Here is a 22,975-nt window from a genome sequence, read left to right on the forward strand (position 1 = left end):
CGCGTCGAACAAGTTAGGTAATGCCTTCGCGTTTCATCCTGTGCCCGTCCCTGAAAGGGACGGCGTCCCGCCTAGCACGGGACGCGCGCAGGACATGTATGGCAACCTCATATCGTCTTTCCGATCGCCGCAGCGATGCTCTTCAGTTCGACCATCAACTGGGCGAACTGCTTGAAGTCAAGCGACTGCGCGCCGTCGGAGGTCGCTTTGGCCGGATTGGGATGCACTTCGATCAGCAGGCCGCTCGCCCCGGCGGCGACCGCGCCGCGCGCGACCGCGCCGACGAGCGCCGACTTGCCGGTGCCGTGGCTCGGGTCGGCGATGACCGGCAGGTGGCTCAGTTCCTGGATCGCCGGGATCGCGTTGACGTCGAACGTGTTGCGCGTGTACGTCTCGAAGGTGCGGATGCCGCGTTCGCAGACCATCACACGCCGGTTGCCGTGCGACAGAATGTATTCGGCGCACATCAGCAGTTCCTCGATCGTGCCGGACATGGCGCGCTTGAGCAACACCGGATGCTGCGACTCGCCAATGGCGTGCAGCAACGGGTAGTTCTGCATGTTGCGCGCGCCAATCTGCAGGATGTCGGAGTAGCGCGCGACGAGCGGCACCTGCTCGACCGCCATGACTTCGGTGATGACGAGCAGGCCGGTCTCTTTGCTCGCCTCGGCCAGCAGTTCAAGCCCTTCCTCGCCCATGCCCTGGAACGAGTAGGGCGACGAGCGTGGCTTAAACGCGCCGCCGCGCAGCACCTTGGCGCCGGCTTCCTTCACCGCGTGCGCCGACTCGAGGATCTGCTGGCGGCTCTCGACGGAGCACGGCCCGGCCATCACGACGATCTGGTCGGACCCGATGCGCGAGCCGTTGAGCGGGATGACGGTATCGTCCCTCTGGAAGTCGCGGCTGGCGAGCTTGAACGGCTTGCGAATGCGCACGACGCTCTCGACGCCGTCCCAGACCTCGGCCACTTCGGGCGTCAGATTTGTGCCGTTGCCGACCGCGCCGATGATCGTACGCTCGACGCCGAATACCGGATGCGCATTGAACCCGTGCGACTCGATCTTCTGAATTGCCTCGCTGATCTGCTCGCTCGACGCCCCCTGCTTCATGATAATGACCATGGTATCCTCCTGACCTATCTCACCGCAAAGATCGCAAAGAACGCGACGAAGGGCTTCTAACGCTCTCCGGGGAGCATTGCTTTGCTGTTGATTAGTCTCGCCGTGCTGATCGCGAGAGCGAGATGTTCTTTGCGCTCTTCGCGTTCTTTGCGGTGAAAGATGATTTTCAACGACTATCGCTGGCCAGATCGGGCCGCAGCCGCGCCGCCTCGCGCAAATACACATGCCGGATCTCGTCCTGTGCCCGCTCCGTGTTCCAGAACACCAGCACGCGGATGCAGCGCGGCAGTGCGCTCGCCACGTGCATCTGCTGGTAGCAGTCCATCGGCACCCGCTCCCAGCCGATGGCGCGCGCCGCTGCCGCCGGGAACCCCGCGCGCACGTCGGCGGTGACGCTGAACGTCGCCGCGGCGACGTCGGCCAACTCCACCCCGTTGCGCTCCACGATCTCGCGCAGCAGTTCCTGGGTCGCAGCGGCGATGTCGTCAACGGTGTCGGCGGCGACAGTCGTCGCGCCACGAATCCCGCGCATCATGCGATCGCTCCCTATCCGAGAAATGTGCCAGCGACGCTCAGGAGCGCCGCCACGCCGAACAGCGCAATGGTCGCGCCGGCGATCCGGTTGACCCATTGCATCGCGGCCGGCGTGAAGCGGTCGCGCGCCAGTCCGACGCCGAAGCTCAGCAGCAGCCACCAGGCCGCCGAGCCGCTGAAGACGCCCAGCACCAGCAGCGCGGCGCGCCCGTAGTCGCCGCCCGCGCTCGCGATGCCCATGCCCGCGAAGATGATCGTGAACGACGCGATCGTCATCGGGTTGGTCAGCGTCAGGAACAGCGTGGATGTGTACGCGCCCAGCAGCCCCGCGCCTTTCGCCGTCGCTGCGCGCTCCGCCGGCGCACTGACAAACGTGCGCCAGCCGAGCCAGCACAGGAACAACCCGCCGACCAGCCGCAGCGCCGTCTGCTGGCTGGTCAGGAAGCCGGAGACAAACGTCAGCCCGAAGGCGGCCACCGTGCCGTAGAACGCGTCGGCCGTCGCCGCGCCCATGCCCGAAAGCAGGCCGTTCACGCGCCCGTCCGACAGCGTGCGCCGGATGCACAGCAGGCCGATCGGCCCGACCGGCGCCGCGATCCCGAAGCCGATCAACAAACCCTGCAAGAAGATGTCCATGGTATGTCCCGTCGGGGCGAAGCATTCGCCTCTATCATTGCACGACGCAACCCAGATCGCGGGCGAATGCTTCGCCCCTACCTATGTCGTTTGGCAACAAAAAAAGCGCGGAGCCGATTGCTCCACGCTTCTGTTATCCGGTCGAACCGTTGACTTGCTAGGCCAGGTCGTCCTCGTGCGCGTTGCAATCGGCGGTCACGCCGCCAAAATAAAAGTAGCCGTAAAAATAAAACGCGCCATGCCAGTTTGCATTGGCAGGCGCGTTGAACGACCGAACCGTCGCAATGACGGTCGCCGGAATTGCATGATCGGCAGATCGTTGGGTAATCATAGGATAACGTCGCCGATAATAGCACGGGGCGGGGGAGGTGTCAAATTGCGGGCGCGATGCGTCATTCCCGCGCAAGCGGGAATCCAGTAATCTGTGGCCGGCATCACGCCGTCGGATGGCCGTTTACAACAAGCGCGCCCCGCGCTCCGTCAGTAATTCGCGCAGCACCGAGCGGTGGCAGTGCGCTTCGTCGGCGCAGTAGCACCCGATCGCGAAGTTCGTCTGGTGCGACAGCGCGGCGAGCAGATCGAGAATCTTGCTCGGCTCCGTGCCGTTCATCTCGGCGCGGAACTTGCGCTTGAACGCCGCCCATGCCGCCGCAGCGGACGCTGCTTGCCCTGCTTTCATCAGCGTGGGGCTTGGCGACAGGATGGGCAGCCAGACATCGTAGAAGTCGCGCCGGGCGAATTCGGTTCTCGGCACGCCGCGCGGCGGCCGCCGTACAGTCCCGATGCGCAATCCCTCGTCGGGCGTCCTCGATGTTCCGAGCCGGACAATGCGAATAGGCATTGACGCTCCTGATTGTGTTTCCGCGCCGGCGCATGGCCGATGGCCGGGCTGCTCCCGCAATTTGTCGCTCGCGCCCGATTGTACCCGCCTGCCATTCGTCCTGCAAAACGCACATACCCCGCTGTCTGCCGCAGGGCGATTCAAAAGTCGCTTGACAACGCATGAGATCGTGCCCTGAGCTTGTCGAAGGGCAGGGATATGCGCACGCTTCGACGGCGTCGTGTGCCGCTCAGCGCCCGTTTCGTCGGATAATCACCATGCACCATGACAATTGAATGACCCGGCGTCTGCCGACATTTGTTTGACAACCTTCGCGCCCTGTGCCATAATTCGCCTCACAACCGCATACAGCACAGATCGTGATCCAGACGAGTAGCCGTCACAAGCGGGTCGCAGAGAGCCGGGCCGCGCGAACAGCGCGTGGTGTGAGTCCGGCGCCAGCGCAGGCGGCGAATGGGCTGGGGAATCTGAACGGGAACGCGCGCCGCGTGCGCGCCAGTACCCGACACGGCAACTCCGCCGTTATCCGGGAGCAGGGCATTCAGGTTTGCAGAACCGCGTGCCCGTTTGAGTGAGGCTGGCCGATTCATCCCGCATCATGGCGGGATTTCTTTTTTTCCGGGCTAGTCTAATGGGGGTGGCAACACGGGAGTCTTGACCTCTCGTCCCTTTCGGGGCGGGAGGTTTTTTGTTGTTGGCGAAAACAGACCAACCGCAGAGGACGCAGAGGCCGCTGAGACAAGGCGCTGACCGCAAAGAGCGCGAAGATCGCAAAGGAAACCCGAACGCACAGCAGGCGTCTACTTCGTGTCTTTTCGCGTAGCTTCGCGGACAGGTCCTATTCTTTGCGCTCTTTGCGAGCTTTGCGGTAAAGCAGGTTTTCTCTGTGTGCTCTGCGCTCTCTGCGGTGATAGATAAAAGGAGTAACTATGATCCGACCGACTCTGGACGAAATGACCGCGCTGGCCGCGCAGGGCAACCTGATCCCGGTCTGGCGCGAACTGCCCGCCGACCTCGACACCCCCGTGTCGATCTACCTGAAGCTGGCCGGCGGCCCCGGCGAACACCGCGCCGCATTCCTGCTCGAAAGCGTCGAAGGCGGCGAACAGGTTGCCCGCTACTCGTTCATCGGCGTCGCGCCGTCGCGCCTGATCACAATCCGCGGCGACACGCTGACTGTGCAGAACGGCCGCGCCGAGACGCTCTCCGCCGCCAGCGGCAACCCGCTCGACGCGCTGCGCGACCTGATGCGCGCCTACCGCGCGGTGCCGGTCGCCGGCCTGCCGCGCTTCACCGGTGGGCTTGTCGGCTACCTCGCGTATGACATCGTGCGACGTTTCGAGCGCATCCCGGCCACGGCGCAGGACGAGCTCGGTCTGCCCGACGGCATGCTGGCGCTGGCCGATACGCTCGTCGCGTTTGACCACGTCAAGCATCGCCTGCTCGTCATCGCGCACGCGCACGTCGAAGGCGACGTGGCCGCCGCCTATGCCGACGCCGTCACGCGCGTCGACCAGTTGGCCGGGCGCTTGCGAGCGCCGTTATCCGCACCCGCGCCGCGCGCCGCGCGTACCGTGGCGCCCGCCCCGCTGCGCTCGAACATGTCACCGGCGCAGTACGGCGAGATCGTGCTGGCCGCCAAGGAGCACATCGCGGCCGGCGATGCCTTCCAGATCGTGCTCTCGCAGCGCTTCGAGCGCGAAACCGACGCCGCGCCGTTCGGCATCTACCGCGCCCTACGGCGGCTGAACCCGTCGCCGTATATGTTCTTCCTCGATTTTGGCGACACGCAGTTGGTCGGCGCGTCGCCGGAGATGATGGTGCGGCTGGAAGACGGGCGGGCCGAGGTGCGGCCGATCGCCGGCACGCGGCGGCGCGGCGCGACCGACGCCGAGGATGAGGCGCTGGCGCAGGGCATGCTGGCCGACCCTAAGGAGCGCGCCGAGCACGTCATGCTCGTGGACCTCGGTCGCAACGACCTGGGGCGGGTCGCGCAGTACGGCTCCGTGCACGTCGCCGAATTGATGGGCGTCGAAAAGTTCTCGCACGTCATGCACATCGTCTCGCGGGTGCGCGCCGCGCTGCGCCCGGAGTTCGACGCCTTCGACCTGTTCCGCGCCACCTTCCCGGCCGGCACGCTCAGCGGCGCGCCGAAGATCCGCGCCATGCAGATCATCGAAGACCTGGAGGGTACCAAGCGGGGCGCATACGGCGGCGCGGTCGGCTACTTCGACTACGCCGGCAACATGGATACCTGCATTACCATCCGCACCATCGTTATGCGCGGCCGCAAGGCGTATATCCAGGCCGGTGCGGGTATCGTGGCCGACTCCGACCCGGCCGCCGAGTACCAGGAGTGCGTCAACAAGGCCAAAGCACTGGCTGAGGCGATCCGGCTGGCCGAGGAAGCCACCTAACACAGACCGCGCGGGTTTTTGGAAACCCGCGAGGTCTCCGAATGAGATACCACGATGATTCTCATGATCGATAACTACGATTCGTTTACTTTCAACCTTGTCCAGTATCTCGGCGAGCTGGGCGCCGACCTGCGCGTCGTGCGCAACGACGCGCTCTCGCTCGACGCGATCGCGCAGCTCGCGCCGAGCCACATCGTCATCTCGCCGGGGCCCGGCGGCCCGCTCGACGCCGGCATCGCCTGCGCCGCCATCGAGCGGTTCCACCGCGAGATTCCGATCTTCGGCGTCTGTCTCGGCATGCAGTGCATGGGGCACGCCTTCGGCGGGCGCGTCAGCCGCGCGCCGCGCCAGATGCACGGCAAAACGTCGCCGATCTACCACGATGGCACTGGCGTATTCGCCGGCCTGCCGTCGCCGTTCGAAGCGACGCGCTATCACTCGCTGATCGTGGAAGAGCCGTTGCCCGCCGGTCTCGTAGCCACCGCGCACACCGCCGAGGGCGAGCTGATGGGGCTGCGGCACGCACAGTCCCCGCTGTTTGGCGTCCAGTTCCACCCGGAATCGATCCTCACGCAGGGTGGCAAGCAGTTGCTCGGCAACTTTCTCGCCGCATAACGGGCCCTGAGCGGCGCAACCCGCCGTCGAAGGGCCGCTTCGAGACTGCCGGGCCGTGTGTCCGTGCGCCGTGTCCGCGTAGCGGCGGGTCGGCGACCCGCCTGCGTGGACAGGTCAGAGACCTGTCCCTACATCCGGAACCATGATCGAAGGGCCGCTTCGAGACTGCCGGGCCGTGTGTCCGTGCGCCGTGTCCGCGTAGCGGCGGGTCTGCGACCCGCCTGCCTGGACAGGTCAAAGACCCGTCCCTACATCCTGAACCATGGTCGATGGGATTTCTCTGCGCCTCCGTGGGCTGCGGCGCGGCCCTTGTCGTCCAGGGACGCAACAAGGGGGCAGGCCCGACCTTCCGAGCCTGCCCCGTGGCGACCATCATGCCGTGCTACGACATTTTGTTGAGTTCGCCGAGCAGTTCCTCGATATCTGGCAAGCCGACCTGGTAAATCCGCTTCCAGCGCAGGACGCCCTGCGCGTCGATCAGGAACACGGATCGCCAGTGGCGGCCGTATTGCTCATTGTACGTCCCGTACTGCTGGCCGACCGCGCCCTTCGGGTGGAAGTCGCTCAGCATCGGGAAGGTGATGCCGCCGAGTTTTTCGGCATACGCGCCGTGCGAGTAAATGCTGTCCACGCTGACGCTCATGACCTGAGCGTTGGCCGCTTCAAAGCGCGCGAGCGCGCCCTGAAGGGCTTGCAGTTCGCTCGTTCAGCCCCCGGTGAAATCGAGGACGTAGAAGCAGAGCGCGACCTTTTTCTTCTTGCCCGCGAAATCGGCGATGGTGGCCGATTCGGTGCGCGAGTACGGCAGGGTGAAGTCGGGCGCTTTCTGGCCGACCTCCGGCCCGCCCGTGGGTTGTGACATGGTTCCTCCGAGCATGGAATGGTGCACGAACAAGGTGCCACATGCGATTATAGCACGGCGCGAGGCCAGTCGTCAGCCGTCAGATGTCAGTAGCCAGAAGGCGTCTGTGAAGGGTGAACAGGCAACTGTGAACCGTCAGCCCCGCCGAGAACACATGCCCCCTGAAACCTGATCCCCGATCCCTGTTCCCTCTTTTCTCTGTGTCCTCTGCGATTAGCTGGCTGGTAAACGCCATATCAGTCCGTGCGCCGGGTAGATCGTCGTCACGCCCTTGCTGCGTACGCGCTCCCAGCTTCGCCCGGTCGGGCATCGGCTTCTCCTTCAGAGGCCCCACACGGCACGCATATTCAATAACTTCCGGTGGTAATCGCGCCTGCACGCTCGTAATTCACGATAATGATACCCTTCGGCGAGACCTGGCTATCCGTCAGCTTGAACGCCGCCGGGATGGTGCCATCGGCAAACAACCGTTTTCCAGCGCCCAATGTCAGCGGATATATCTTGAGCCAGAACGCATCGACCAAATCATGCTTCATCAGCGTCTGAACCAGATTTGCACTGCCGTATACGTGCAAATCCGGCCCTGGCTGTTGCTTGAGTTTGCTGACTTTTTCCGCAATGTCTCCGCTTAAAAACACGGAGGGCTGCCATTCGTGAGACGTCATGGTATGCGAGGCGACGTACTTGGTCGCTGGATTGACGCTCGGCCAACCGTCCGCATGGCGCGGCCAATACGATGCCCAAATTTCAAAGGTTTTGCGCCCTAACAACAGATCAAACGGCATGTTCATCTGCCTGTTCATGACAGTTCCAATCACATCGTCAGAATATGGAACCTGCCACCCGCCATAGGCGAAGCCGCCACTGGTATCTTCCTCTGGCCCGCCTCCGGCTTGTATGACACCATCAAGGGTAATAAATTCGAGTACGATAATTTTTCTCATGATCAAGCTCCTTTAACGCCTGGCGAATTTTATGGTAAACAATATAGCATCGCGCTTGACGTGCGGCAATTTGACTACGGCTCCAAGTTCTCAGCCGCCTTATGCCCTCTGTTCCCTGCCACCTGATCCCTGAAACCCGATCCCTACATCCGCCACACCGGCCCATGCGCCGGGTAGATCGTCGTCACGCCCGCCGCGCGGATGCGCTCCCAGCTTCGCCGCGCCGGATCGTCCGCGTCGTCCGGCGCCATCGCCAGCGGCGGCAGATCGCCAGTGAACGCGATCCCCTCGTCGAGGATGAGCGTCACGCTGTCGTCGGAGTGCCCCGGCGTGCTGATGATCTCCCCCGCGATGCCGATCCCTTGCAGGAATGCGCGGCTCTCCGCCTCGCCGATCACGATGTTCCCGCTTGGCGTGATCGGCGTATAGTTGTCGCGCGGCTTCACAATGTTGCTCAGCAGCGGAATGCTCGTCACCTGCGTGTCGAGCACGATCAACTGCACGCCGAGCCGCTTCAGGTCTTCCGCGTGCCCCGCGTGGTCCGGGTGGTAGTGCGTCGCCAGTTGATACGGCACATCGCTCAGTTGGATGCCCAAGCGCCGGCACTCCGCCTGCATACGCCCCACCATGCCCGGCCAGCCGGCATCGACCAGCAGTCGCGGCTGCCCGTCCGACAGGATGTAGTAGTGCGTCGAGCGATAGCCGACGTTGAGGATGTGCACGGAACGCTATTCTCCTGTAGACTTCGCGGGTCTTGAAGACCCGCGAGGTCTGGCGGGCAAAAGTAAAACGGGGCGCCGAAAGATCAGCGTCCCGTTCATAGCTCCTCGGGGATGACTCGAACATCCAACCGCTCGGTTAACAGCCGATTGCTCTGCCGATTGAGCTACCGAGGAATGCAACAGCAATTATACAAGTACGGCCGGGTTTCGTCAAAAGAACACGGCGCGAATGACGGCATATACTCGCCTGCGCCGGACGGCTCGACCCCGTGTGATCTGCGCTATCATATTGGTGTGGCCTGACAGAAAGTGCGCCGTTGTTTCTCTGCGCTCTCTGCGTCCTCTGCGGTAGGCTCTGGTACGCATGCCAGCCATGCAGCCGCGCAAATCGCGCGTATGTTTGACAGAGCACCCAGTTAGTGATACATTTCACAATGTTTTGTATGGCGCGCAGTTGGCCGGGAGGCCGGGAGGGAGCGATGCAGAACACCCGCAAGAAGCCGGGCGACACGTGGGAAAACCACGTCGAAATGCAGATTCGCGAGGCGATGGAGCGCGGCGACTTCGATAACCTGAAGGGCAAGGGCAAGCCGCTCGACCTCACCTCGCGCGCCGCCGACCCGGCGCTGGAAATGGCTAACAAGATCGTGCGCGATGCCGGCTTCGCGCCGGCCTGGCTTGAACTGGAGCATGAAATCGATATCGAGCAGAAGAAGGCCGAGGACGCACTGATGCGCACGTGGCGCTGGTGCGAAGCCGCGCGCGGCGACGCCATCGAAGACCCGCTCTGGCTGGCCGCCGAGTGGCGCACGGCGCGCGACGCGTTCGAGAAACAGCTCCGGCAGATCAACGACAGGATTCTCAGCCTGAACCTGCAACTGCCCGAGCCGCTCCTGCACCGCCAGCGGCCGCGCCTGCGGCTGGACACCGAGTTCGAGCGACTGGGGATCGCCGAGCGATGACGCCGGGACAGCCGGCCGGGCCGGTGCTCGAAGCGCGCGGCGCCGAGAAGTCGTACCGCATGGGCGAGGTGCTCGTCAGCGCGCTCGGCGGCGTCGACTTTGCCGTTGCGAAGGGCGAGTTCGTCGCGATCATGGGGCCGTCCGGCTCCGGCAAGTCTACCCTCCTGCACCTGCTCGGCGGGCTCGATCGCCCGAGCGGCGGGCAGATCACGCTCGGCGGCGAGACGATCTCCGACCTGGACGACCGCGCCGTGACCCTGGCGCGCCGCCGCCACATCGGCTTCATCTTCCAGTTCTTCAACCTCCTGCCGACGCTGACCGCCGAAGAGAACATCGCCCTGCCGCTGCTGATCGATGGCCGGCGCGCCAGCGACCACCAGCAGCGCATCGACGAGTTGTTGGCGCTGGTCGGCCTGACCGACCGCCGCCATCACAAGCCCGATCAGCTTTCGGGCGGGCAGCAGCAGCGCGTCGCTATTGCGCGCGCCTTCGTCACCAACCCGTCGATCGTGCTGGCCGACGAGCCGACCGGCAACCTCGACTCCAAGAGCGGCGACGAGATTCTGCAACTGTTGCGTCGCTCCTGCGACGAGCTATCGCACACGATCGTCATGGTGACGCACGACGCCAAGGCCGCGTCGTACGCCGACCGAGTCGTGTTCCTCAAGGACGGGCAGGTCGCGGGCGAGTTGCGCGTCGAGCGCCGGCGCGATGCCGCGCCGATCCTGGAACGCCTGCGCCTGCTGGAATCGTAGCCGCCACCGGGGCGTTCAGCCGTACGGGCGTTCAATTGAACGCCCCTCCCCGCGCACAAACAAAAACGCCGCACTCATTCGAGTACGGCGCTATCATTCCACCACAAAGCCACAAAGGCACAAAGAAACCTAAAATCAAATCCTCCTTTGTGTCTTGGTGTCTTTGTGTTGATCCGCGTGTTTGCAATCGGCCCAGACAAAGCAAGAGGCACAGAAAGACCGCTTTCTGTGCCTCTGTGTCTCTGTGGTGTAATTGTCTTGCGTTAATGCGGCAGTCCTGGAACGTCGATCGGCTGCGGCGCTTTCAGCCCCATCAGCTCCCAGCGCTTCTCCAGCGCCGCGCGCCCCTTCACGTGCACCGCTTCGAGCGCCGCCACCTCGACGTGCTCCTGCACCATCTGGTAGATCGCGTCGCTCAACACAATCTGGTTGCCCGCCGCGCCTTCCTGCAGCCGCTTCGCCAGGTTCACCGAGTCGCCGATCGCCGTGTAGTTCAGCGCGCGCTCCGCGCCGATGTTGCCGACGACCGCGTCGCCGACGTTGAGCCCCAGCCCGAACTGCAGTTGCGCGCTCGGTCCGACCTCCTGCTGGTGCTGCACCACCGATTCGCGCATGTGCCAGGCCGCCCGCACCGCGCGCAGCGCGTGATCGTGCTGCGCCTCGGGCGCGTTCCAGAAGGCCATGATCGCGTCGCCCATGAACTTGTCGAGCGTGCCTTCCTCGCCCAGGATCGCCTGCGCGCCGAGCGAGAGGTACTGGTTCAGCACGTCCACCAGCGTCTCCGGCGTCAGCCCCTCGCTGAACGTCGAGTAGCCGCGCACGTCGGCGAACAGCACGGAGATCGTCTCGCGGTGCCCGCCCAGCTTGAGCTCGCTCGGGTCGTCGGGCAGGCGCTTGATCACGGACGGGGCGAGGTAGCGGCCGAACATTTCCTCGCGCGCCTGCAATTTCCGCTTTTCGGTCAGATCGTCCACCACGATCGCCACGCCGAGATCGGTCTGGGCGGTGGCGTCGCGCAGCGTGGTCAGCGACATGCTGAGCGACACGGAACCGCGGTGCGGCACCTGCCGGCGCGACTCGTGGCCGATGACCGGCACGCTTGTCTGCTTCACCTCGTCGATCAAGTGCGACAGGTCGTCGCGGCCGATAAACTCGAGCGCGTCGACGAGCGGCCGGTTGAGCACATCAGCGCTGTGCGTGTTGAGAATCAGCTCGGCGGCGCGGTTGAACGTGGTGATGCGGTCCTGCATGTCCACGGTGATGACGCCGCTCGCGATGGAGGCGAAGATATTGTCCTGGAAGCTCTTCAGCGCGGAGACTTCGGCGATGTTGCGGCGCAGTTCGCCGAACAGCCGCGCATTCTCGATGGCAATCGCCGCCTGATCGGCCAGCGCTGCCAGCAGGCGCTCGGTGCTTTCGTCGAACATGCCCGGATCGGGCGCGTCGGCGGTGACGGTGCCCAGCACGCGGTCACCCACGATCAGCGGCGCCACGACCAGCGACCGGATGGTGCTCTGGCTGTTGATGAAGCGCGGATCGGTCTGCGTATCGCGCACGCTGATGACGTGCCGGTCTTTCATGGCCGCGCCGGATAGCCCCTGGTCGCGTCGCAAGTTGCCCAACCGCACGGTCGTGATCGTCTTTGATGCAATGGCGCGTGCTTCCAGCACCTCGCCGCTGGCATCGAGCAGGTGAATGACGATCTTGTTGGCGTTGGCGATCGCGGCCAGGCCCTGTTCGCAGATCGTCTTGAGCACGAGTTCCTGGTCGAGTGAGCGGGTGATGACCTGCCCGACGGACAGCAGCGTCGATAGTTCGCGCAGGCGCTGGTTCGTCTCGGCGAACAGCCGCGCGTTTTCGATGGCGACGGCCGCCTGGTCGGCGAACGCCGCGAGCAGGTCGCGGTCGCGCGTGCTGAAAATGCCGGACTTGACGCGGTTGTCGGCGTAGATGACGCCGATCGTCTTGTCCTTGACGCGCAGCGGCACGCACAGGATCGAGCGCAGGCTGAAGCTGATGATGCTCTGGCTGGCCTTGAAGCGCGTGTCTTCCTGCGCGTTGGTGGTCAGCACCGGCACGTGCTCTTTCGCCACACGGTCAGCGATGCTGCGGCTGATCTGGAAGTCCTCGTTGGCCTGGGCCACTTTGTCGATGCCGCGCGCGATCTTGAGCGAGAGCTGCCCCGTTTCGGAATCCGACAGCATGAGAAAGGCGCGCTCGGCGCCGGTGACCGAGGTGATCATCTCGATCACGAGGTTCAGCAGCGACTCAATCTCCAGCGTGGAGTTGATGGCGCGGCCGATATTGAACAGGCCGCGCACCTGCTGGTGTTCCTTGTCCTGGTCGTTGATGCGCGTCTGCAGCTTGTCCATCGCGGTCTTCATCTGCGCAAGGACGGTGTTCGTCTGCGTGGCGACCGCCGGATCCGGCAACTTGTGCGCCAGCGCCATGAGGTCGGCCAATCCCTTGTAGACGGCGATCAGTTCGGCTTGTGCCCGATGAATTAAGGTCTCGCTGGACATGGGGCAATTATATCACACTAGTAAACTCCGAAATCTGCCCGCAGATCCGTTCCAGCCGCGAGAAACACCGTTCGCGCGCGCCATGCGCTCGCCGGCCCGGCGTCGATGAACCGCCCGTCGCGCGCCAGCCGCGCATCGTTGACTGATACTGTTCCAACTTGACCATGCCCCAGTTGTATCACGGATGCGCGCGAGCCAATCACGGTCATCGTGAGAATTCCAGGTCGCCGCGCCGACGTGCGTGCGGACAGAAATTGGTGCGCCGGACTGCCAACCCGTCATGCCGTTGTCCGCTGGCTGCTTGCCAGCGGACGCTTAATACTATTTCCGCTTGAGTATGTCCCCATCAGCCTGCCACATGCGCATACGGTGTGACAACAATCTGCCCTCCCCCCCGACCCCCTCCCAGCTTCGCTGGGAGGGGGCGGCAGTTGCGCCTACACACCCGCTATTGGGACATTGTCAAGGTGAAAGAGTATAACAGTCAGCGGTGCTGTCCAGCGGCATCGCGCCGCTGGACGTTCAGCACGCCTGGGCTGGAGGCCCAGGCGCAACGAAGCCGCTGACCAGCGCCGGCATCCAGAGGTGTTGACCCTGGGCCCCGGCTTGCGCCGGGGCGACAACCGGTGACGCTTTGGTACCGAATGCAGCGAAGTTTCTGAACAGGCGAAGGCAGCATCCACCGCTTCCATGGCGTCACGCGCGCGAAAGACCTGAAACCCGTGACATCACGGTGGACCGTCGGTTGAGATGCTTCGCGCGCGGCAGACAAAGAGCCAGAGATGGCGCCTTCGCGCTTCATCTTGTGTCCGCCGCCAGGTGGCGGGTGTCTCGGTATTGCCGGGACGTGCATAGGAAGCGCATGACAGGGTCACAGGGACGTTTCCAGGTCGAATCAGCGCGACCCAACATGTGCAACCCGCCGGACGATCGATTGATGCATCGCCACCAGCCTGCGAACGGATTATAGCGTCCAGATTGCCACACGATGGCGCTGCATTCCGTCATGCCGGCATGTAGATAATCCTGTGCGTGACGACGGGCACGCTAGCCGGCATCCAGAGTGAGTAGCGGCAGCCAAGCAGACTGCGGGCTGGATTTCTCTTGCGCCGGAATGACCAGGTGGCCTGATGTGTGCGTCCCAGCACTGGAATGCCCCGGTTGTTGCCATTTTATTGACTGCGCCCCTTTTTTGGTATAATGGCACCAGTTGCCATGAACAAAGAGCGGATCATGAACCCGGCCAAGCGCGACGAGGAAGTCGCGAGCGAGCCAAGCCTTCGGCCCAAAAATTTAACCGATTACATCGGGCAAGAGCGGCTCAAGGAGACGCTGCGTATCGCCATCGCGGCGGCGCGCGCGCGCGGCGAACCGCTTGACCACGTTCTGCTCTACGGGCCGCCCGGTCTCGGCAAGACGTCGATGGCGAACGTGATCGCCCACGAGATGAACGTCAGCATCAAGACGACATCGGGGCCTGCCATCGAGCGCAAGGGCGACCTTGCCGCGATTCTGACCAATCTGCGTCAGGGCGACGTGTTATTCATCGATGAGGTCCATCGTCTGAGCCGCGAAGTCGAAGAAGTGCTCTATTCGGCGATGGAAGACTTCGCGCTCGACATCATTATCGGCAAAGGGCCGTCGGCGCGCTCGCTGCGGCTGTCGCTGCCGCACTTCACGCTGATCGGCGCGACGACGCTGCTCTCGCGCATGACGTCGCCGCTGCGCGACCGCTTCGGTATTATTCAGCGGCTGGAATACTACGACGAGGCGAGCATGATGGAGATCGTGCGGCAGAAGGCGCGCGCGCTCAACGTGCCGGTGGACGATGACGGCATGGGGGCGCTGGCGACGCGGGCACGGGGCACGCCGCGCGTCGCGATCCGCCTGCTGAAGCGGGCGCGCGACTATGCGCAGGTGCGCGCCGATGGGCGCATCACCAGCGCGGTGGCGGTCGATGCGCTGCAACTGCTGCAGGTCGACGTCCTGGGGCTCGACATGGTCGACCGCAAGGTACTGGACACGATCATCCGCAAGTATGAAGGCGGCCCGGTCGGGCTTGAGACGCTGGCGGCCTCGATCAGCGAAGAGACCGACACGATTATGGACGTGTACGAGCCCTATCTGTTACAGCTCGGCTTCCTGGAGCGGACAAACCGGGGCCGCGTGGCGACCCGCCGGGCGTACGAGCATCTCGGCATCCCGTACCCGGAGCAGCCGGCCCAGGACCGCTTGCTTTAGGCGACGCATTACGCTGAGCGAGGCAGCAATGCCCGATGCCGGCGAACTCGGACGCGCACTGATTACGCTTGGTGTGCTGATCGTCACGGCCGGTGTGGTGCTTGTGCTGGCTGGGCGGCTGGCCATCTGCCGGGCGCCATCGCCATCCAGGGCGATGGCTACGCGTGCCTGTTCCCGCTGGCGACCAGCCTGATCGCGAGCGTCCTGCTGACCGTTATCGTAAACGTACGTATTCGTTGGCTGAACCGCTAAAAGGCGGGCGATGCGCCATGGCGCGGCCCGGAAGGATTATGCATGCACGAGCAAATTCAAGCTTTCCTGCGTTTCATCACCGTCGAAAAGGGCTATGCCCAGAACACGCTCTCGGCGTACCAGAACGACCTGAACCAGATGGCGGCCTATCTGTCGGCCAAAAGCCCGGAGATGACGTGGGCGATGGTGACCCGCGAGGACGTCAGCGAGTATATCGCGCACATGAAGTCGCTGACCTACTCGTCGTCCACCGTGGCGCGCAAGCTGGCGGCGCTGAAGTCGTTCTTTCACTTTATGACCGTCGAGCGGTTGATCGCCGAGAACCCGGCGGCGATGCTCGACTCGCCCAAGACGCGCAAGTACCTGCCGAAGGCGCTCTCGACGGAGGACGTGGACCGGCTGCTGGCGGAGCCGGCCAAGGACAACAGCCCCAAGGGCCAGCGCGACCGCGCCATTATGGAGGCGCTGTACGCCACCGGCATGCGCGTGACCGAGCTGATCAGCCTCAATGTGGATGATGTGACCCTGACCGAGGGGACGATCCGCTGCATGGGCAAGGGCGCGAAGGAGCGCATCGTGCCGCTTTACCCGCGCGCCATCGAAGCGCTGCTGAACTATGTGCAGGGCGGGCGCCTGCAGTTGCTGAAGTCTCCGACGCCGGAACCGGCGCTGTTCCTGAACCAGCGCGGCGAGCGGCTGACGCGGCAGGGCCTCTGGCTGATTATCAAAGAGTACGCCAAGCGCGTCGGCATTACCTTCGAGGTGACGCCGCACACCCTGCGCCACTCGTTCGCGACCCACATGCTGAGCGGCGGCGCCGATCTGCGCAACGTGCAGGCGCTGCTGGGGCACGCCAACGTCGGGACAACCCAGGTCTACACGCACGTGTCGAACGAGCGGCTGCGCGAGGTGTATAACACCGCGCATCCGCGCGCGAAGTAGTCTGTCGCGGGACAGCCTGCCCGCGAACCGCACCTATCTCCGTTTCTGCAGATTCGGCGCTGTTCGCGGGTCGTTCTATTCGGTGCTTCTGAAATAGCGAGATAGTCATGGACACCACGGCTTCAGCCGAGTATATCCGCAACTGCACCGCGCAGCGCCCCCGGATCGCCGTCGTCACCGGCTCCGGGCTTGACGCGCTGGCCAGCATGCTGAACCACGCCGAGGTGATCCGGTTCGGGGAGATCCCGAGCTTCCCGCAGGCGACAGTCGAGGGACACAAAGGCGAGTTCTGCTTTGGGACGCTGGCCGGCAAGCCGATCGTCGTCGCGCGCGGGCGGGTACATTACTACGAGGGCTACTCCCCGAAACAGGTGACGCATTACGTGCGCGTGCTGAAACTGCTCGGCGTCGAGACGCTGATCCTGACCAATGCGGCGGGCGGTCTGAACATGAACTACCGCGCCGGCGACATCATGCTGATCAGCGACCACCTCAACTTCGTCGGCATGGCGGGTCACAACCCGCTGTTTGGCCCCAACGATGCGTCTTATGGGCCGCGCTTCCCTTCGATGAACCCGGCGTACGATCCGGCCCTGCGCGCAATGGCGAAGTCGGTTGCGGCGGCGCAGGGGCTGACCCTGCGCGAAGGCATATACGCGGCCGTGGCCGGGCCGTCGTTCGAGACGGCGGCCGAGTTGCGCATGCTGGCGCAACTCGGCGGCGACGCGGTCGGCATGTCCACCGCCAACGAGACGGTGGTGGCGGTTCACGCAGGGCTGAAGGTGCTCGGCCTGTCGCTGATCAGCAACATGGCGACCGGCGAGCCGGCCGGCGAGCGCTTCACCGCCGAGGAACTGCACCACGAGGTGCTCGACGCCGGCACGCAGGCCGCGCCGCGCATGATCGCGCTGATCAAAGGCGTGATCGAGCGGCTGTGAGTTTGAGCGCACTCAGGTTGAACCCTGTATCGGTCTCGTCCGACAAAAGCGAATGGGTATAGAGTAATGCCTCAGCTAACTATCAAGTCGCTCATACACCAAGCCAAGCGCTTCTCTGAACTTGAATCCAAGCATCTGGAACGATCGCTATTTGGTGTGACAGATGGGAAGGCGGTCGGCACATACCTGGAGCACAAGTTTCGCAGTTTCTTGAAGGCCCAATATAACTTTCGAGAGGGCAATACAGCAAACGGTGTGGACTTCCCAGGTCTTTCGGTTGACATGAAGGTCACGAGCATTCGGCAACCGCAATCTTCGTGCCCCTTCCGTTCGGCGCGTGAGAAAATATACGGGCTTGACTACGCGCTACTTGTATTTGTCTATGACAAACACGACTATACTAAGCAACGTGCCTCACAGTTGAATATCGCTCAGGCGATCTTCGTGAACGCGGAGAGAACCGGAGACTACCAGACTACGCGCGGCATTCTGCAACTCCTGCACAACGACGGCAATCGAGACGATCTGATCGCGTTTTTCGATGAGCGCCATCTTCCCATCGATGACATTCAAGCTGAAGTGCTGGCAGCGGAGATATTGCAGAACCCGCCCGTGCAGGGTTTTCTGACCATTTCAAATGCTTTGCAATGGAGGCTGCAGTACGGTCGAGCACTTGAAATGGCAGGGCGCGAAGACGGAGTTGTTTCCATCTATCGGGCGCCAGCATGAGGACGATAGCTCGAAAAGCCAAGATCGAATACGGCGATTTCCAGACTCCTCCGGAACTTGCATCCGCTATTTGTCGGAAGCTGGTTACTCTCGGTATTTCACCGCAAACCATTGTGGAACCCACGTGCGGCGTGGGTGCATTTGTAGAGGCGTCCGCGCGCTCATTCCCATCAGCGTGTCGCATTTTGGGTTTTGACGTAAACGAAGACTATTTGCGTTCGCTTTCCCACAGACTCCAATACCTGCCGTACTCCGATAGAATTTTGATCCAACGGGCAAACTTCTTCGAATTCGATTGGCAGGACTTGTTGCAGCAAGCCAATGACCCCATCCTGGTGATCGGTAACTTCCCCTGGGTCACTAACGCACAGGTCGGTGCACTGGGCGGCGCCAACCTGCCTCCGAAGGACAACTTCGTCGGAGCCTCCGGTCTCGAAGCGATGACGGGCGCCAGTAACTTCGATATCTCGGAATGGATGCTTGTGAAAATGGCGACATGGTTAGCGTCGCATAACGGTTGCTTGGCCATGCTCTGTAAAACGGCCGTTGCGCGAAAAACCATGAAGCATCTGCATACCATGCGCATTGGTTGGTCGCGGGCAGCGATCTTCGGTATTGATGCCAAGCGGAGTTTCGGCGTATCGGTTGACGCTTGTCTTCTTTTTGCAGAATTTGACCCGGATCGTTTACTCGATGATTACCAAGTCTATGACTCACTAGAAGCCGAGCGATCAAGTTGGGTAGGACATCGCAATGGCGTAACGGTGCGAGACCTGAATGTTTTTGAGCACCACAAACAATTGCGCGGGAAGAACCCTCTCCCGTGGCGGTCTGGCATCAAGCACGATTGCGCCAGTGTCCTGGAACTGCGCGAGAGCAACGGGTTGCTAGTGAATGGATTGGGCGAAATCCTTGACATTGAGCCGCTCCTGCTCTACCCCCTCCAGAAAGGGGCTGATCTAGCCAATAACCGTGCTTTAGCGAGCAAACGCTTCTTGCTTATGCCTCAGCAGGACGTAGGCGAGGACACGCACCGTATTCAGCAAATAGCTCCCAAAACATGGAAATATCTTGAAGCGCACTCGTCCTATTTCGACAACCGCAAGAGCCGCGTCTATAAGCCGGGTATTCGTTTCTCCATATTTGGTGTAGGACCGTACGCGTTTGCGCCTTACAAAGTTGCCATTTGTAGTCTATACAAGAAGTTGGAATTTCGACTAGTAGAGCCTATGCATGGCAAACCGGTCGTCTTTGACGACACAGTGTATTATCTGAGTTTTGCGTCAAGAACTGAAGCCGAGCAGGCGATCTTCTTACTAAGCTCGACAATTGCACAGGAGTTTCTATCTAGCTTGATCTTCTGGGATGACAAGCGTCCTATCAAGACCAAGATTCTCAACTGTTTGGATTTGGCAAAGGTTGAAGCCGCGCTGGCTCTCGCCTGATCATAGTGGAACGCAGCATGATCATCCAAACCGGACAGCAATTTTTCATTGAACAAAGGGTGGGCGCCTCCAAGGCTGGATTCATGCCCGCCGTCTTCGTCAAACTCAACCTCCAAGCCCCGCGCACCGTCGCCGTGCTGAACGCGCCGTCGCGCGCGGCGAAACGATGTGCCCGCTAATCGCGTTGCGCCTCAACGTATGGAAATAGCCCGCTCGCTGGCCTATTTCGTTGCCGCCGGGCTGTGCGAGATCGGCGGCGGCTACCTGATCTGGCTCTGGCTGCGCGAGGGGCGCAGCGTGTGGCACGGCGTATTGGGGGCGCTGGTGCTGGTCGTGTACGGCATCGTGCCGACGTTCCAACCGGCGCATTTCAGCCGCGTCTATGCCGCGTATGGCGGCATCTTCGTCGTGCTGTCGATCCTGTGGGGTTGGGCGATCGACAAGCAGGCGCCCGACCGGTTCGACCTGCTCGGCTCACTGGTGGCGCTGGTTGGCGTTGCGATCATCATGTACGCGCCGCGCAGCACATAGCGCACCGGTCTATCCTGCTCTACCGCGCTTCTTGGTCATTGCGGTAAACCTCTCTTTGGCAACCGGTTGCCATGCCCGCGCGCCTACGCAGCCGCAGAAAACTCCGCTACAATAGTCGCCATGTACCCGACCATCCTCGTGCCGTTGGACGGCTCCGAGCTTGCCGAAACGATCCTGCCGGTTGCGCGCGATCTGGCGCGGCGTAGTCACGCGCCGCTCTTGTTGCTGCGCATCGCCGCGCGCGGCGCGAACACCGAGGCGGCAGCCTACCTGCACAAGCAAGCGTCCGCGTTGCAGGCCGCCGGCTGCGAGGCGGCGACCGTCGTGCGCAGCGGCCCCGTGGCCGAGACGATCCTGGCCCATGCGGACGAGGTGCGCGCCGATCTGATCGCCATGTCCACCCACGGGCGCGGTGGACTGTCGCGCGTAGTGATGGGCAGCGTCGCCGACCGGGTGGTGCGCGGCGGGCGCATGCCGGTGGTGCTGGTACGCGCCGGCACGGAGCCGCGCGGCCAGTTCGCGCTGCGCCGCATCCTGGCGCCGGTGGATGGCACGCCGCTGGCCGAGCAGTCGCTGGTGCACGCGCAGCGGCTGGCCGGCGCATTCGATGCCGAGGTGCTGCTGCTATCGATCTGGGATGGCATGGGCTACCAGTTGGGCAGCTTCCCTGCGAACGAGCTGGAAATGAAGAAGCAGGAAGAGCACGCCATCGCGAAATACTACATCATCGAGACGACGCATCGCCTGCAGAAACAGGGCGTGCGGGTGCACTGGAAGCTACTCTCCGGCCACGTCAGCCAGTGCATCGTCGAGACGGCGCGCGCGAACGGCTCCGACCTGATCGTAATGGCGACACACGGGCTGACCGGCATCAGCCGGATGGTGGAGGGGAGCATCGCCGATGAGGTGCTGCGCACTTCGCCGGTGCCGCTGCTGCTGGTGCGCGGCATCGCGCCGCAATAGGCTCTTGGATTGATTGGCCCTCTTGCGGGTTGTCGCGCTGCGCCGGTTCGTGAACATGAGCACAATCCCGCCTTCCCTGTGACACAGTTCACACACTGATTAGGCGGGCTAACCGCGATCACGCGCGATTTAAGATTCATGCACCACTTTGTGCCAAAACCCTTGACAAAGAGGCGGGACTCATGTATATTGCGTTTGTGAGTGTAGGTTTGCAGTATCAGTGCGTGGCGAGGCCGTTCTGAACCGTCTGGCGAGCAGGTAGCCGGCGGTTTTTTTGTTTCATTTTTCACAACCAGCCCATTCTCTGCTCCGGCATCACCGCCGGCGATTGATCTTTGCAAGAAAGGAGGGGGTTGATATGACCGCAGAGAGGTCCCTGACCGGAACCGTAAAGTGGTTCAGCCCTGCAAAGGGCTACGGTTTTATTTCTCCAGATCCGGAGGCTGATGGCGCCACCCGCAAGGATGTCTTCGTGCATTTTTCGGGTATCCTCGGCGACGGCTACCGCAACCTGGAAGAAAACCAGCGTGTCCAGTTTGTCATCGAAGACACGCCGAAGGGCCCGCAGGCCGTGCAAGTGACGCGAGTCTGAGCACGAGTCGGCAGACAGCACACCCGCTCCGATATCCATCGGGGCGGTTTTTTGTTCGCGCGCGGTTTGCAGATTCGCCCGCGCGCGGTTAAGATACGCGCATGCCCCGTCTCCCACCATCTGCCGCCGGCGCCGCCGCGGCCCCGAAGCGCGCGCCACGCAAAGCGGCCAAAGCGCCGCCCGCGCCGGTGACTGCGCTCGATTTCGCCCACCGCGCGCTCGATGCCGTCCAGGACAAGAAGGCCGTGCAGATCAGCCTGCTCGACGTGCAGGCAGTTTCGATGTTCACCGACTACTTCCTGCTGTGCAACGGCGAGAGCGACCGGCAGATCACGGCGATCGTGGATGCGGTTGACGACTCGTTGAGCAAGCTCGGGCGCAGGCGGCTGGGACTGGAGGGCACGCCCGAATCGGGCTGGGTGCTGCTGGACTTTGGCGACCTGATGATTCATGTCTTTACGCCGGAGCGCCGCACCTACTATAAGCTGGACGAGCTCTGGAAAGACGCGCAGACGGTGGTGAAGATCCAGTAGCCGCCGGACGTTCCTACAAACGAAAAACCCGCGCGGGGCATGGTGCCCTGCGCGGGTTTTGTATTTGCATAGCGGCGGCGCTCCAGAGCATTTTGCATTAACATCGGGCACGCCATGCAGTTCGCCGTGTAGGGGCAGGTCTTTGACCTGCCCGTCGGACAGGCCAAAGGCCTGTCCCTACATGCGGTGTGCAGCCCTATGCGGCACTCTATCGGACTTTTCCGCAAACCGCTCTAGAACATCACATCCTCGCCGCCGCGCGCGTACTCCATCAGTTCCGCGTCGCTGAACCAGTGCTTGATCTCGTATGCGGCTTCTTCGGCATTGCCGGAAGCGTGAATCATGTTGTGGATGCTGTGGCGCAGCGCGTTGGCGATCGTCGACGACGCGGTCGAGAAGTCGCCGCGGATCGTGCCCGGCGCCGCCTCGACCGGCAGCGTGTGGCCGACGAGCTTGCGCACGACTTTGATCGCGTGGCCGCCTTCCAGCGCCACGGCGACGATGGGGCCGGACGCGAGGTAGTCGATGTTCCAGTTCTTGACCAGCTCGCCAATCGCCATCGCGTCGGCGCTGCCGACTTCCTTGACCGGGTCTTTGCCCAGCGCCTTGTAGTTGTCCAGCGATTTCTCGCCCATGCCGCGAATCCAGTCCGGCGTGTTCGGGTAGTGCCGCGCGATGAACTCGCGCGGTGGGCGCACGATCTTCAGCGCGATGATCTTCAGACCGGCGTTCTCGAAGCGCGCCAGGATTTGACCGATGAGACCGCGCTGGACCGAATCGGGTTTCAACAGGACGAGCGTGCGCTCGTAATAGCTCTGGGTGGCCATGGGGCATGTACTCCGTGTTTGAGAATGAATGGACACGCGAAACAGGCAGGC

At 62.9% G+C, this 22,975-nt stretch carries 26 protein-coding genes and 1 tRNA gene; 15 read left to right on the plus strand and 12 right to left on the minus strand.

The window, feature by feature from the left end:
• Window positions 1–107: 107 nt before the first annotated feature.
• From aroF to HZB53_04140, 5 genes are all read right to left on the minus strand, one after another.
• The gene (aroF, locus tag HZB53_04120; GenBank protein MBI5876815.1) at window positions 108–1,121 is read right to left on the minus strand and encodes a 3-deoxy-7-phosphoheptulonate synthase; all 1,014 of its coding nucleotides are present in this window, start codon (window positions 1,119–1,121) and stop codon (window positions 108–110) included.
• Window positions 1,122–1,287: 166 nt separating this feature from the next.
• Window positions 1,288–1,656 carry a chorismate mutase gene (aroH, locus tag HZB53_04125; protein ID MBI5876816.1) on the minus strand — a complete coding sequence of 123 codons (369 nt, stop codon included), beginning with the start codon at window positions 1,654–1,656 and terminating at the stop codon, window positions 1,288–1,290.
• An 11-nt stretch (window positions 1,657–1,667) separates the two neighbouring features.
• The gene (locus HZB53_04130; GenBank protein MBI5876817.1) at window positions 1,668–2,291 is read right to left on the minus strand and encodes a LysE family transporter; all 624 of its coding nucleotides are present in this window, start codon (window positions 2,289–2,291) and stop codon (window positions 1,668–1,670) included.
• A 157-nt stretch (window positions 2,292–2,448) separates the two neighbouring features.
• Window positions 2,449–2,622, minus strand: a complete 174-nt coding sequence (locus tag HZB53_04135) for a hypothetical protein (protein ID MBI5876818.1) — start codon at window positions 2,620–2,622, stop codon at window positions 2,449–2,451.
• A gap of 123 nt (window positions 2,623–2,745) precedes the next feature.
• A complete protein-coding gene (locus HZB53_04140; GenBank protein ID MBI5876819.1) occupies window positions 2,746–3,132 on the minus strand; it encodes a DUF488 family protein in 387 nt (128 codons plus the stop codon).
• Window positions 3,133–4,061: 929 nt separating this feature from the next.
• Here HZB53_04140 and trpE point away from each other — a divergent pair.
• Window positions 4,062–5,549, plus strand: a complete 1,488-nt coding sequence (trpE, locus tag HZB53_04145; GenBank protein ID MBI5876820.1) for an anthranilate synthase component I — start codon at window positions 4,062–4,064, stop codon at window positions 5,547–5,549.
• Between the two features lie 54 nt (window positions 5,550–5,603).
• A complete protein-coding gene (locus HZB53_04150) occupies window positions 5,604–6,164 on the plus strand; it encodes an aminodeoxychorismate/anthranilate synthase component II (protein MBI5876821.1) in 561 nt (186 codons plus the stop codon).
• A gap of 382 nt (window positions 6,165–6,546) precedes the next feature.
• Here HZB53_04150 and HZB53_04155 read toward each other — a convergent pair whose 3' ends face one another.
• The 5 genes from HZB53_04155 to HZB53_04175 all read right to left on the minus strand — a co-directional run bounded on the left by HZB53_04155 (window position 6,547) and on the right by HZB53_04175 (window position 8,866).
• On the minus strand, window positions 6,547–6,861 hold the full coding sequence (locus HZB53_04155; GenBank protein MBI5876822.1) for a redoxin domain-containing protein: 315 nt from the start codon (window positions 6,859–6,861) through the stop codon (window positions 6,547–6,549).
• A 9-nt stretch (window positions 6,862–6,870) separates the two neighbouring features.
• Window positions 6,871–7,026, minus strand: coding sequence for a redoxin domain-containing protein (locus tag HZB53_04160; protein MBI5876823.1), 156 nt, complete (start codon window positions 7,024–7,026; stop codon window positions 6,871–6,873).
• 347 nt (window positions 7,027–7,373) lie between these two features.
• A complete protein-coding gene (locus HZB53_04165) occupies window positions 7,374–7,970 on the minus strand; it encodes a dihydrofolate reductase family protein (protein ID MBI5876824.1) in 597 nt (198 codons plus the stop codon).
• Between the two features lie 143 nt (window positions 7,971–8,113).
• Entirely contained in the window at window positions 8,114–8,686 is a 573-nt protein-coding gene (locus HZB53_04170; protein ID MBI5876825.1) for an MBL fold metallo-hydrolase, read from the minus strand.
• Between the two features lie 107 nt (window positions 8,687–8,793).
• Window positions 8,794–8,866, minus strand: a tRNA-Asn gene (locus HZB53_04175).
• Window positions 8,867–9,171: 305 nt separating this feature from the next.
• On the opposite strand from HZB53_04175, the gene HZB53_04180 reads away from it, so the two are divergent.
• Together HZB53_04180 and HZB53_04185 are read left to right on the plus strand one after the other, a co-directional pair.
• Complete coding sequence (locus tag HZB53_04180) at window positions 9,172–9,654, plus strand: DUF1992 domain-containing protein (GenBank protein ID MBI5876826.1); 483 nt, start codon at window positions 9,172–9,174, stop codon at window positions 9,652–9,654.
• A complete protein-coding gene (locus tag HZB53_04185; GenBank protein MBI5876827.1) occupies window positions 9,651–10,409 on the plus strand; it encodes an ABC transporter ATP-binding protein in 759 nt (252 codons plus the stop codon). The genes HZB53_04180 and HZB53_04185 overlap by 4 nt, the downstream gene beginning before the upstream one ends.
• Window positions 10,410–10,672: 263 nt before the next feature.
• Here HZB53_04185 and HZB53_04190 read toward each other — a convergent pair whose 3' ends face one another.
• Window positions 10,673–12,931, minus strand: coding sequence for a GAF domain-containing protein (locus tag HZB53_04190; protein MBI5876828.1), 2,259 nt, complete (start codon window positions 12,929–12,931; stop codon window positions 10,673–10,675).
• Window positions 12,932–14,146: 1,215 nt separating this feature from the next.
• Between HZB53_04190 and ruvB the strand changes: the two genes are divergently transcribed.
• From ruvB to rsfS, 11 genes are all read left to right on the plus strand, one after another.
• Entirely contained in the window at window positions 14,147–15,172 is a 1,026-nt protein-coding gene (gene ruvB / locus HZB53_04195; GenBank protein ID MBI5876829.1) for a Holliday junction branch migration DNA helicase RuvB, read from the plus strand.
• Window positions 15,173–15,298: 126 nt separating this feature from the next.
• Window positions 15,299–15,424 (plus strand): DUF2905 domain-containing protein, encoded by a 126-nt coding sequence (locus tag HZB53_04200; protein MBI5876830.1) that lies wholly within the window; start codon window positions 15,299–15,301, stop codon window positions 15,422–15,424.
• Window positions 15,425–15,466: 42 nt separating this feature from the next.
• Window positions 15,467–16,366, plus strand: coding sequence for a site-specific tyrosine recombinase XerD (gene xerD, locus HZB53_04205; protein ID MBI5876831.1), 900 nt, complete (start codon window positions 15,467–15,469; stop codon window positions 16,364–16,366).
• A gap of 107 nt (window positions 16,367–16,473) precedes the next feature.
• Window positions 16,474–17,304, plus strand: a complete 831-nt coding sequence (locus HZB53_04210) for a purine-nucleoside phosphorylase (protein MBI5876832.1) — start codon at window positions 16,474–16,476, stop codon at window positions 17,302–17,304.
• Window positions 17,305–17,370: 66 nt separating this feature from the next.
• On the plus strand, window positions 17,371–18,033 hold the full coding sequence (locus tag HZB53_04215) for a restriction endonuclease (GenBank protein MBI5876833.1): 663 nt from the start codon (window positions 17,371–17,373) through the stop codon (window positions 18,031–18,033).
• Window positions 18,030–19,478: an SAM-dependent methyltransferase gene (locus tag HZB53_04220; protein ID MBI5876834.1), complete on the plus strand. Its 1,449-nt coding sequence runs from the start codon at window positions 18,030–18,032 to the stop codon at window positions 19,476–19,478. The genes HZB53_04215 and HZB53_04220 overlap by 4 nt, the downstream gene beginning before the upstream one ends.
• A gap of 17 nt (window positions 19,479–19,495) precedes the next feature.
• On the plus strand, window positions 19,496–19,657 hold the full coding sequence (locus HZB53_04225; GenBank protein MBI5876835.1) for a hypothetical protein: 162 nt from the start codon (window positions 19,496–19,498) through the stop codon (window positions 19,655–19,657).
• 19 nt (window positions 19,658–19,676) lie between these two features.
• Window positions 19,677–20,009, plus strand: coding sequence for a YnfA family protein (locus tag HZB53_04230; GenBank protein MBI5876836.1), 333 nt, complete (start codon window positions 19,677–19,679; stop codon window positions 20,007–20,009).
• Between the two features lie 120 nt (window positions 20,010–20,129).
• Complete coding sequence (locus tag HZB53_04235; GenBank protein MBI5876837.1) at window positions 20,130–20,972, plus strand: universal stress protein; 843 nt, start codon at window positions 20,130–20,132, stop codon at window positions 20,970–20,972.
• Window positions 20,973–21,330: 358 nt separating this feature from the next.
• On the plus strand, window positions 21,331–21,564 hold the full coding sequence (locus HZB53_04240) for a cold-shock protein (protein MBI5876838.1): 234 nt from the start codon (window positions 21,331–21,333) through the stop codon (window positions 21,562–21,564).
• Between the two features lie 101 nt (window positions 21,565–21,665).
• A complete protein-coding gene (gene rsfS, locus HZB53_04245) occupies window positions 21,666–22,097 on the plus strand; it encodes a ribosome silencing factor (protein MBI5876839.1) in 432 nt (143 codons plus the stop codon).
• A 233-nt stretch (window positions 22,098–22,330) separates the two neighbouring features.
• On the opposite strand, the gene HZB53_04250 is transcribed toward rsfS, so the two are convergent.
• The gene (locus HZB53_04250) at window positions 22,331–22,924 is read right to left on the minus strand and encodes a nucleoside-diphosphate kinase (protein MBI5876840.1); all 594 of its coding nucleotides are present in this window, start codon (window positions 22,922–22,924) and stop codon (window positions 22,331–22,333) included.
• Window positions 22,925–22,975 lie beyond the last annotated feature (51 nt).

It is taken from the genome of Chloroflexota bacterium (assembly GCA_016235055.1).
Classification (GTDB): domain Bacteria; phylum Chloroflexota; class Anaerolineae; order JACRMK01; family JACRMK01; genus JACRMK01.